The following is an 11821-nucleotide window of genomic DNA, read 5'->3' on the forward strand; positions in this document are numbered from 1 at the left end:
TTTAAAGGTTTTTCTTGTTTAATTCTTCTACTGCAAAATTAGCCGCACGTGCCGTTATAGCCATATAAGTTAAGGAAGGGTTCACGCAACTGGATGAGGTCATACAGGCTCCATCAGTTACAAAAACGTTCTTTACGGCATGTACCTGATTGGTGCTATTCAGCACCGAGGTTTTAGGGTCTCTACCCATACGGGCTGTCCCCATTTCATGAATACCGTAACCCATGCCATGCTCATTATCAAAACCTACAATATCTTTTAAGCCAGCTTTCTCCAGCATTTCTACCGCATCTGTCTGAATCTGCTTATTCATAGCCAGTTCATTGGCTTTAAACTCTGCATCCAGCACAAGTGTAGGTCTGCCCCAATCATCTAGTTTGTCTTTATCTAAGTACATTTTATTATCGTAGTCTGGCAGACACTCCGCAAAACCTGTAATGAAAAACTCCCAATCACCAGGGGTCATTAAAGAGTCTTTAAACTCAGCACCGAAGGCCTCCTGATTTGCTCCGGCACTCCAGTTGCTTCTTTCGGCTCGTCCTTGGTAACCAAAACCTCTTAAGAACTTATCGGTTTTGGTTTGTTCATTAACATTCCAGTATCGTGGGATATATATTCCGTTTGGTCTACGGCCCTTATAGTACTTATCTTCATGTCCATCAAATTTCCCCATGGCTCCTACTCTGTAGGTATGATCCATTAGGTTATGACCGAGCTGACCACTATCATTCCCAAGTCCATTTTCGAAACGACTTGAGGTAGAATTCATCAAAATCTGCGTGGTATTGATAGTAGACGCATTGCAGAAGATGATCCGAGCATAATACTCTTTCACTTCTTTGGTTTCTGAATCTATAACCCTTACTCCTGTTGCTTTACCTTTTTCCTCATCATAAATGATTTCACTGGCAATGGAAAATGGTCTGATGGTTAGGTTACCTGTGGCATTCGCGGCAGGAAGTGTAACAGCATTACTACTGAAATAAGCACCATACGGGCAGCCTCTGTCACATCTGTTTCTTGACTGACACTGACCTCTACCATTATGAGCTTGGGTAAGGTGAGCTACACGACCAATGGTCATCACTCTTCCTGGAAATTCTTTCTCTATACGAGCCTTAATATCTATTTCTACACAGTTTAGCTCCATAGGAGGTAAAAACTCGCCATCTGGTAGCTGAGGTAGACCCAGTGCCTGACCACTTATTCCAGCAAATTTCTCTACATAGCTATACCATGGAGCAATGTCTTTATAACGGATGGGCCAATCAACACCATGGCCATCCTTAAGATTTGCCTCAAAATCGAGATCAGACCAGCGGTAAGTTTGTTTACCCCATAACAGCGAGCGACCACCCATCTGATTGGCTCTAATCCACATGAAAGGCTTCTCTTCCCGGTAAGGATTCTCGCTATCCTTTCCGTAGAAATGTTTATTATTCTCACCCACAAAGCCCGACCTCGCCACAATCTGACGATCTTTCATGTCCTCTGCCGTAGCAGCACCTCGCAGATCCAGATCCCATGGGTCATTATTCATGGTAGGATAATCGGTGATATGTTCTACCAGTCTGCCACGTTCCAGCACCAGGGTTTTCAATCCTTTTTCACATAATTCTTTGGCAGCCCAGCCGCCACTTATTCCAGAACCGATGACAATAGCATCATAGGTCATATTGCTCTTTGCATCGATATTAAAATTCGCCATTCAGATATGCTTTTTAGAAGATTTAAATGTACAAAAAGAATCCTTTTCTGGAAGGGATAAATTCAAAAAAGGAATATCACCTCTTAGGCAATTTGCCATATAGGACGACACATGACTGCTTCTGGTCGCTAAAGGGATACATTTGAATTAAAAGCTATTGAAAAAGCCCTTCTATTTGGAATATATTGAGAACGATATGTACCAGAACATATTCTTTACCCTATGAAATACCTTATTACACTCTCACTTTGCCTTTTTGTATCAGTATCCTTTGCACAGCAAAAAGACCATCAAAAACCAAATATCATTTTCATCTTAACCGATGACCAGCGGTTTGATGCTCTCGGTTATGCCGGAAACCCTTATGTAACTACACCGGAAATGGATCAACTAGCGGCCCAAGGAACCTACTTTAGTAATGCTATGGTCACCACACCAATCTGTGCCGCCAGCAGGGCTAGTATTCTTACGGGGATGATGGAGAGACAACATAATTTCAATTTTCAAACCGGAAATGTAAGGGAACAATACATGCAGACTTCTTACCCGAAAATCCTGAAGGAGAACGGGTACAAAACTGCCTTTTATGGCAAATATGGTGTGAGGTACAATGGTTTAGAACATCAGTTTGACGATTATGAGTCCTATGACAGAAATACTGCTTACCCAGATAAACGAGGTTATTATTACAAGACTATTGGCCAAGATACTGTCCATTTGACCAGATATACGGGTCAACAAGCCATCGATTACATTAAGAAAACTCCTTCTAACCAGCCCTTCTGTCTGTCACTAAGTTTTAGTGCTCCTCATGCTCACGATCCGGCAGAAGATCAGTACTTCTGGCAGCAGGAGTCTGATGAGCTTCTAAATGATGTGAGTATACCACGAGCAGATCTAAGTACCGATTCGTTTTTTGAGGCTTTGCCTGACATTGTACGCCAAGGTTTTAACAGAATTCGATGGACCTGGAGATATGACAGCCCTGAAAAATACGAGCATAGTTTGAAAGGCTATTACCGAATGATCTCTGGTATTGATCGGGAGATTGGTAAGATCAGGGCAGAATTGAAAGCAAAAGGAATCGATCAAAATACAGTGATTATCCTCATGGGTGATAACGGATATTTCCTGGGGGAGCGACAGCTGGCTGGTAAGTGGCTCATGTACGATAATTCTATTCGTGTACCACTCATCATCTTTGACCCTAGAACTGACCATAAAGGAAAAAACGAGGCTTTCGCCTTAAACATTGACGTGCCTCCCACCATACTTGACCTGGCCGGTATAACTTCACCTTCAGCTTACCAAGGGAAAAGCCTTTTGCCTCTAATTGCAGACAAAAAAGCCGTTTTCCAACGAGATACCGTACTGATAGAGCACCTTTGGGAATTTGAGCATATTCCTCCCAGCGAGGGTTTGAGAACACAAAAGCGTAAATATTTACGCTATATAAATGATAAATCTCTTGAAGAACTTTATGATTTAGAGAATGATCCTCAGGAAATCAAAAACCTGGCACATGACCCGGCTTACCAACATGAGCTAGCTGTTTTCCGAAATAAAATAGACGAACTGAGCCTAAAATACAGCGATGAATTCTCTCAAGGTCCTGAGCAGCTGAGTGTAGAGTGGATCAGAAAGCCTGAAAATGTTAAGGTAATAGACCCGAACCCTGAATTTGCCTGGGTGGTACCCAAAACTGCGGTGGCTCAGTCGGCATATCAAATACTTCTGGCCTCTTCTGAGCAGAATCTAAAAAACAATATCGGGGACGTCTGGAACAGTGGTCAGGTCAGAAGTTCACAATCCATTGATGTCTCTTATCAAGGTGAGCCTTTGGCTGTAGGTCAAACTTTCTTTTGGAAAGTCAGAATCTGGGATGATGAAAATAGACTGTCACGCTATTCTGCTCCACAGAGTTTCACAATGGCGAAACCGCAGAAAATATTGACCACAGCAAACTCATTTCAAATTGATAAAATCAAACCTCAACACTTTGAAAAACGAGATAAATACTATTTCGCCGATTTTGGTAAAGATGCTTTCTCCACTTTAAAAATCAGCTATAAGGCTCAGCGTCCAGAGGAATTGACCATTAGAATAGGAGAACAACTTGTTGATGGATCTATCAACAGATCCCCTGCCAAAGGAAGTCACATCAGATATCAGGAAATAAAACTTAACGTTAAACCAGGCAAAGAAGATTATCAGATTGAAATAACCCCTGATAAACGAAACACTCTTCCGGGGAAAGCCCTTCCTCTACCCAAAGTTTTTCCGGTTCTTATGCCATTTCGATATGTAGAAATTGAAGGTGCCACACAACCCTTAAAAGCGAGTCAGCTTACACAGTTGGCACATCACAGCTATTGGGATGAAACGGCCAGTAGCTTCCATAGTTCAGACACCACGCTGAATCAGGTTTGGGATATCTGTAAGTACACCATAAAAGCCACTACTTTTAATGGCCTCTATGTAGATGGCGACAGAGAACGTATCCCTTATGAAGCAGATGCCTATCTTAACCAACTGAGTCATTATGGTACTGATAGAGAATATGCGATGGCACGGCAGACCATTGAGTATTTTATGGATCACCCTACCTGGCCTACGGAGTGGCAGCAGCATGTGGCTCTAATGTTTTATGCCGATTATCAATATACCGGAAATACTGAACTGATCGAAAAGTACTATGAACAATTAAAGTACAAAACACTCTATGAATTGGCCAATGAAGACGGCCTCATCAGTTCATCTAAAATGACCCCTGAATTAATGCGAAATCTGGGTTTCCCAGACGACCTCAAAGAAACATTCAGGGATATCGTAGACTGGCCTTCAGCTGGCTGGGGTGGCGACCCCAAAAATAAGGGGGAGCGTGATGCTTATGTTTTTAAGGAGTACAATACGGTAGTCAATGCTTTCTATTATCAAAACATGAAAATCATGGCGGAGTTTGCGGCCGTACTCGGCAAAACGCAGGAAGCACTGGATTTTGAATTAAGAGCCGCCAAGGTCAAAAAGGCTCTTAACGAACAGCTTTTTGACTTAGAAAGAGGAGTCTATGTAGATGGATTAGGCACTGACCATGCCGCCTTACATGCCAATATGCTACCTCTGGCCTTTGATATGGTACCGAAAGAGCACATCGCCTCAGTGGTGAATCATATAAAGTCCCGGGGCATGGCTTGTAGTGTTTATGGTTCTCAATACCTTATGGATGCCCTCTATAATGCAGAGGCAGAAGATTATGCTTTGCAATTGCTGACTGACACCTCTGACCGAAGTTGGTATAATATGATTAGAATAGGCTCTACCATGACTCTGGAGGCTTGGGATCTGAAATACAAAAACAATCTTGATTGGAATCATGCATGGGGTGCTGTACCTGCAAATATTATTCCCAGAAGGCTGTGGGGCATCCAGCCAAAGACTCCTGGTTTTGGGGTGGCCATGATCAAGCCACAAATGAGTTCATTGCAGCAATCAGCGATAGAAGTACCGACCATCAGAGGAAAAATAAAAGCTGATTATGAAGTGAAAAATCCTCGCTTAAAGGTATTTAACGTAGAGATTCCAGCCAATATGGTGGCGGAGTTTGAGTTACCGAATTCTCACGGTATGGTTTTTAGTCATAACGGTCAAAAAATCAACCCTGCTTTTACCACTGTAAGGTTAACACCCGGTAAACATGAAATTAGAATGGTGGTCAATTCTTTTTGATTGTATCTACGGGTCGCCTAGGTAGGGAATAGGATTCATTTCGTTTCTCTACAAATTATAGCTGTATATCTCCATTACGGCCTATTGAGTCAAAAGAGACCGTTTTGAATGATATCTAATTTGCAACATCGTTGCATAAGAAGAAAGTTTTGAAGTATTTTTGCAACATTGTTGCATACTAAATACTTATATAAACAATGTTCAAAACCATTTCTCCTTTACTGACAGTCTTGCAGCCGTGCTTTTCCTAGCGTCCTGTGAAAACACCTCAAACGACGTAGAACCCAATGACGAAAACACAGAATTCAAACACATCAGACTATTGGTCTCCGATGAAAACTCTAGTGAGCTCTCGCTGGTGAACCCATATACAAATGAGGTACAGAGTTTTGATGCCCAATACGCAAAATCCAGACTTTATACTACCGAATCAGGAAGATATGCAGCCATTATTCACCGTGAAGACAATCTACTGCAAACATTTGACATCGGTCTGGAATTTCATGGTGACCATGTGGATGTAAGAGGAACACCAAAATTTGGTGCTTTGGTGGGCGAATCTGCACTTCCTACACACTTTAAAAGTAAAAAAGGTCAATTACTAACTTTTAATGACGGTGACGGTACATTATCTGTAGCTAACGAATCTGACATTCATACACAGGGTATGAAAATGAAGACTATAAATGCAGGCCTTGAGGTCCATCATGGGGCTATGGCTCATTTTAATAACGGTAATTATGCCGTAACCGAGAAAGTTAATGTGATTCCCGGCGTTTTGCCTGAGCGAGTTAAAGTAATTGATGCAGACGAAAACACAGTGCATGAATCGAGCATAGAGACTGCTGGTATTCATGGAAACGCTACCGATGGAACAGTTGCTGTTTTTGGTTCTGCTAGTGGTATTCTGGTAGTGAATTCATCTGGCGAGCAAAAGCTAATTCCTCATCCGGAGGATTTCGATACTGCCTGGTTTGGTGCCATTTTGGAGACATCAAAAGAAGGCTACTTCCTTGGCTATACAGGCTCTAAGGGTGTATACCTTATCAATACCACTTCTGGTGAAATAACAGCTATACATGCCAGCTCAGATATTATGTCTGCGAAACCAAGCATGGATCAGTCTAAAATAGCCATACTTTCTCACTCAGGTGATCTGGTTTATAAAGACCTCTTTACAGGGGAGGTAATAAATTCTTTACCCGGATTGCTAGCCGCAACAGCCACAGACGAAACGCAAAAGCCTCAAATGGCTGTATCGGGTAAATACGCTTACATTACTCAACCAAAAACCGGTGAACTTTTAATGGTGAACTTGAGTGAAGGTCAAATTCAGGAAAGAATCAAAGTTTCCAGCACTCCTTATCAACTCACTATTCTAGGTTACGAGAACAGTGAAAGTCACTAGGTTTTTATCAAACTAAGATTGTCACTAACAAAAAGCCTTCATCAATATCATTTGATGAAGGCTTTTTCGTTTGGAGTTTTTCCACTTTAGCAAAGTCTCCCCAAAAGACACTGCGATCTAACGATCTCCCCTACAACATCTCATTCGCCAGGTTTGCCAGCTCCGAGCGTTCGCCTTTTTCAAGTTTGATGTGGGCAAAGAGTGGGTGGCCTTTGAGCTTGTCTATCAGGTAGGTCAATCCGTTTGACTGCTCATCCATATATGGTGTGTCTATCTGAGCAATATCTCCTGTAAACACAATCTTAGTGCCTTCACCTGCCCGGGTAATGATAGTTTTAACCTCGTGCGGTGTCAGGTTTTGAGCCTCATCCACAATGAACATGACATTGGCAAAGCTACGGCCACGGATAAAGGCCAGAGCTGTTATGGTTAGCTTTCCGCTTTCTTCCAGTTCCTCCAGTACTTTGGCTCGTTTTTCTGTACCCTTGAATTGTGATTTGATAAACTTCAGGTTATCAAAAAGAGGCTGCATATATGGCGAGATTTTCTCATCTGCACCACCAGGTAAAAAACCAATCTCACGATTACTCAATGGAATAATCGGTCTGGCCAGAATGATCTGCTCATATTTATTCTTCTGCTCTAAGGCGGCCGCCAAAGCCAATAAAGTTTTTCCTGTACCAGCCACACCTTGAACTGCCACCAGCTTCACCTCATCATTCAAAAGTGCGTCTAGAGCAAATGTTTGCTCAGCATTTTTAGGTTTGATGCCATAGGCGTAGGATTTCTCCACGCGTTCCAGCATATCATCTACCCCATTATATCGGGCCAGAACAGACTCTGAGCAGTTATTTAACACATAATACCCATTAGCTACCTTGGCTCCTTTTAAAATCCCACCTTCTTTAATGCTGCCTTTGGCATACAGCTCATGGATTATCTCAGAATCCAGCTCGCTGAATGAAGAAATACTTTCTGAAACCGTATCAATATCCTTGACTTTTCCGGTAAGGTAATCCTCTGAGTTTAGTCCTATCGCTTTTGCCTTAATTCTCAGGTTGATATCCTTGGTCACCAAGGTCACCTGATTATCGGCTGATTCTTTTTGAAGTGAAAGAGCCGCATTGATAATTTTATGGTCGTTTTTATCACTCCCATAGATCACCGTGGCGTCACGTTCCAGATCGGTAGCAGGCATGACTATCTTGACTTTGCCGCGTTTGGCTCCCATAGAAATCCACTGATCTAAACCTCCCACTCCAGAGAGTTTATCTAAGAAGCGTATCACAGCCCGAGCCTCAAAATTCTTGGTATCATTCCCGATTTTGAAATTGTCGAGTTCTTCCAATACAGTTATGGGAATGGCTACATCATTTTCCTCGAAATTCTGAATAGAATTGTGGTCAAATAACAAAACAGAAGTGTCAAGCACAAACAGCTTCTTTTGCTTAGCTTTTTTCTTAGACATAAGGGATTTTTAAAGCAGTAAATCGAAATCAAGCACGTTGATTGATCACAAGCTAGTACATCACCTTTAAATTATCAAGAAAAATATTTTGAAGTTTAGCTAAATGACCAAATATTAGACTAGTTCCACGATCATTGCAGAAGCTCCTCCACCACCATTACAGATGGCCGCCATCCCTTTTTTCGCATTTTTGCTTTGCAAAACATTTAGTAGTGTCACCAAAATTCTAGCTCCGGAACAACCCAATGGATGCCCTAAAGAGACCGCCCCCCCAAAGACATTCATCTTTTCTTCATCGAGATCAAAATGCTTAGCAAAGGCCATCGGCACTGCAGAAAATGCTTCATTTACCTCAAAATAATCAAGGTCACTCATGGTCATACCAGACTTTTCCAAAGCCTTTTCAGCTGCTAAAATAGGTGCAATAGTAAACCACTCCGGCTCACGGGCTCCATCTGCCGAAGAAACAATTCTGGCAATTGGCTTCAGCTGATGTTTCTCCACAGCCTCTTCAGAGGCCAGAATCACACATGCCGCACCATCGTTTATGGTGGAAGCATTTGCGGCAGTAACCGTTCCTTCCGGAGAGAATACGGGTTTTAGCTTTGGTATTTTATCAAAGCAGACCTTCTTAAACTCTTCGTCTTCATTTACCGGAAAATCATTTCCTTTACGGTCTTTCAGGGTTACACCCAAGACTTCCTGCTGCATCATACCTGACTCCCAGGCAGCTGCTGATCGCTGGTATGATCGAATGGCGTAAGCATCTTGCATCTCGCGACTAAGTTCAAATTTCTCGGCAGTGGCATCAGCAAAACAACCCATGGCCTGATTCATATAGGGGTCCGTAAGACCATCTTTAGCCAGACCATCTATCATAGCACCGTTGCCATAACCATAGCCAAATCGAGCTTTATCTAAATAGAATGGAATCTGGCTCATGTTTTCCATGCCACCAGCTATGACCACCTCAGCGTTTCCAAGCTGAATACTTTGAGCCGCCAGCATTGTGGCCTTCAGCCCACTGGCACATACTTTATTGATAAGAGTAACGGGTGTACTCTGAGGTAAGCCTGCCTTTACAGCTACCTGCCGAGCCGGTGCCTGGCCTAGGTTGGCAGAGACAACATTGCCAAAAAATAGTTCTTCTACTAAATCAGGCTTGACACCTGAATCGGTCAAGGTGTTTTTGACAATTGCACCTCCTAAGTCTACAGCAGAGAAATTCTTAAAAACGCCACCAAAGCTACCAATTGGAGTTCTTTTGGCAGCTACGATATACACTGGTTTCATTTGTTTGTTGATAATTATAGGGTTCTTCAATAAACGATGCCTTTCCTAAAATAGGGTCGTTTAATGGTTCAAATATTTTCGAACAGCAATGTCTCGAATAATTCTACAAGCTCCAAAACCATCATAAAAAGAAAAAGGCCACCAAAACTGGTGACCCATTCACATTTTTAACCTAAATCAAGCTTTTTTCTGCACCCATTTGCTGAGCAATAAAAACAAGACTCCACAAGAGAGCCAAGCCGGTAATGTGAGGAAAGAAAGGAAGGTACCCGTAGATACCGAATAGAAATAAAAGGCAAAAACTGCCAGAGCCCAGGCTAGGATAACAGCCCAGTTTATATTCAATCCTTTTGCTTCAGCAAAACGAGGGATGAGATTCCATTTTTTACTTAAATATTCGTCAAAAACGATAATGGCACCCACAGGGGCCAGGATAAATCCGTATACCGCTACAAAATCAAGAAGCTTCATAGCAAAGGCCGGGAAGATACCCGCAGCCGTGGCTATAGCACCTGCCATAATGGTAGCATAACTGGTTTTCATTTTCGGAAACAAGGTTTGAAAAGCTAAACCTGCTCTGTAAATGGTTGGGTTTGCGGTAGTCCAGCCCGCCAGTAAAACCACCAATACCCCAAAGAAACCCAGTGCACTATAAGCCAAAGGACCAGGAGCTACAGAAGGAGCCTCACCAGCTGCTAACATGGCCTGTGCCTCGCCAGACTTTAAGTACACAGAGTATAGTAAGGCAGCGGCAATCCAAGCCATAAAATGGCCTACATACATACCTGCTGCGGTAGTCCAACCAGATTTTGGCGATTCGGCATATCTGAAAACAGAAAGATCAGACATTCCCACATGCATGGCTGCATTAGCAAACCAACTCCAGATGGCCACATGCCAGAAAGTATACTTGATCTGACCCGGGAACGGTTCGCTACCTTCTCCCCAGATATCCCAAAACTCTCCGAAAGAACCTACACCCAACTGATTTAAAGCCACAATAGCTCCACCAAGAAAACCTGCAATTATGATGGGCGACATCCAGTTGGCTGCTTTAGAAACCATCTGATAGCCACGCACCGCTATAAAAGTGGTGACAATACCCAAGGCAATTACAATGATGATCCATGTCAAACCATTCGGCATGGTATCGGTTAGCTTCGGCATTTCCATTTCAAAAGGAATACCCACTGCAGTAGCGGACACTGTTAGCATAGAACCCGCCAGAAAACAGAACAAGACGCCATTGGCGATATTATAAAACTTCACCAGACCTTTACCACAGATTTTTTCAAGTTGAAAATAAAGGGTAAGTCTATTTTTTACGGCTATTTCAGCTGTTAAGAATCTCCAGCTGAGCACTGCAAGGAGATTTCCGACGATAAGACCCACTATGAGGTCAAAAGCACTGACACCAGTAGTTAAGAACAGCGGCCCGATCACAAACTCGGTACCTGCCGCATGCTCACCGGCATACATTCCTAAAAAGCTACGCCAATCTTTCCAGGACTTCTGAGGAACCGGCTGCCGCTCAAACTCCTCATTTTGTGAATTTTCTTCAGACATTATTGTTTAGTATAGGGTTGTTAAAAGCTAAAATAGAAGAAACTCTAATTTCATCTATCCTTAGCCGACAAAGTCGGAGTAAAATAAAACAGATCAGTATCTTTGGGCATGACAAAATCACTTCTTTCTCTTATTTTCTTAAGCACAATTTTATGGTCTTGTAATCAGCAAGATGCGGCTGATGTCAATTACTTTTTTGACACTGAAGTCTTTGCCGATGAGGTGATCAAAAAAATGGAAAATTCTGAAGCTGTAATTTTCAAAAGCAATAGCATCAATAATGAAATGGCCGAAGCAGAAGTTGCAGAAGTAGATTGGTCCAAAGAACTAGAACTGCTTAAACAAGCTAATATTAATAAGGCGGCGTTTCAATTAAGCTACCGCACAGATAGCTCAGCCTTGGCTACACAATACAGCATTGAATCTGAGGAGTCTTTACCCGTGAAAGAACTGACCATAAAAAAAGACAGCCTGGGTAACGTAACCGAAATTACTGCCAAGCTGTCCACCGATAATTACTTGTATTCCTCTGAGAAAAATCTCAAATACAGCTTTGACCAGAAAAAACTAAGCAGTTACGAGGTCAATGGCTGGCAGGAATTATTTATCGGAGATAGAAAAAACTTCTCCATCTCCGGTGAAACTCGTTAGT

General features: G+C 42.4%; 7 protein-coding genes. 3 read left to right on the plus strand and 4 right to left on the minus strand.

Annotated features, from left to right (window positions below):
- Position 1 precedes the first annotated feature (1 nt).
- Positions 2-1708: a GMC oxidoreductase gene (locus tag ACUXV0_RS08355; RefSeq protein ID WP_446192627.1), complete on the minus strand. Its 1707-nt coding sequence runs from the start codon at positions 1706-1708 to the stop codon at positions 2-4.
- Between the two features lie 222 nt (positions 1709-1930).
- On the opposite strand from ACUXV0_RS08355, the gene ACUXV0_RS08360 reads away from it, so the two are divergent.
- Both ACUXV0_RS08360 and ACUXV0_RS08365 read left to right on the plus strand, forming a co-directional pair.
- Positions 1931-5434, plus strand: a complete 3504-nt coding sequence (locus tag ACUXV0_RS08360) for a sulfatase-like hydrolase/transferase (RefSeq protein WP_446192628.1) — start codon at positions 1931-1933, stop codon at positions 5432-5434.
- Positions 5435-5672: 238 nt separating this feature from the next.
- Entirely contained in the window at positions 5673-6842 is a 1170-nt protein-coding gene (locus ACUXV0_RS08365) for a hypothetical protein (protein ID WP_446192629.1), read from the plus strand.
- A 130-nt stretch (positions 6843-6972) separates the two neighbouring features.
- Here the strand turns inward: ACUXV0_RS08365 and ACUXV0_RS08370 are convergent, their stop codons facing one another.
- The 3 genes from ACUXV0_RS08370 to ACUXV0_RS08380 all read right to left on the minus strand — a co-directional run bounded on the left by ACUXV0_RS08370 (position 6973) and on the right by ACUXV0_RS08380 (position 11169).
- The gene (locus tag ACUXV0_RS08370; protein ID WP_446192630.1) at positions 6973-8310 is read right to left on the minus strand and encodes a PhoH family protein; all 1338 of its coding nucleotides are present in this window, start codon (positions 8308-8310) and stop codon (positions 6973-6975) included.
- A 114-nt stretch (positions 8311-8424) separates the two neighbouring features.
- Positions 8425-9603, minus strand: coding sequence for a thiolase family protein (locus tag ACUXV0_RS08375; RefSeq protein WP_446192631.1), 1179 nt, complete (start codon positions 9601-9603; stop codon positions 8425-8427).
- Between the two features lie 177 nt (positions 9604-9780).
- Positions 9781-11169, minus strand: coding sequence for a purine-cytosine permease family protein (locus ACUXV0_RS08380; RefSeq protein WP_446192632.1), 1389 nt, complete (start codon positions 11167-11169; stop codon positions 9781-9783).
- Between the two features lie 108 nt (positions 11170-11277).
- On the opposite strand from ACUXV0_RS08380, the gene ACUXV0_RS08385 reads away from it, so the two are divergent.
- Positions 11278-11820, plus strand: coding sequence for a hypothetical protein (locus tag ACUXV0_RS08385; RefSeq protein ID WP_446192633.1), 543 nt, complete (start codon positions 11278-11280; stop codon positions 11818-11820).
- The last annotated feature ends 1 nt before the right edge of the window (position 11821 follow it).

This window comes from Jiulongibacter sp. NS-SX5 (assembly GCF_052828545.1).

Excerpts from the sequence above, each read along its gene's own strand:
- ACUXV0_RS08355 (WP_446192627.1), bottom strand. The coding sequence starts at position 1,708 with ATGGCGAATTTTAATATCGATGCAAAGAGCAATATGACCTATGATGCT.
- ACUXV0_RS08360 (WP_446192628.1), top strand. The coding sequence starts at position 1,931 with ATGAAATACCTTATTACACTCTCACTTTGCCTTTTTGTATCAGTATCC.
- ACUXV0_RS08370 (WP_446192630.1), bottom strand. The coding sequence starts at position 8,310 with ATGTCTAAGAAAAAAGCTAAGCAAAAGAAGCTGTTTGTGCTTGACACT.
- ACUXV0_RS08375 (WP_446192631.1), bottom strand. The coding sequence starts at position 9,603 with ATGAAACCAGTGTATATCGTAGCTGCCAAAAGAACTCCAATTGGTAGC.
- ACUXV0_RS08380 (WP_446192632.1), bottom strand. The coding sequence starts at position 11,169 with ATGTCTGAAGAAAATTCACAAAATGAGGAGTTTGAGCGGCAGCCGGTT.
- ACUXV0_RS08385 (WP_446192633.1), top strand. The coding sequence starts at position 11,278 with ATGACAAAATCACTTCTTTCTCTTATTTTCTTAAGCACAATTTTATGG.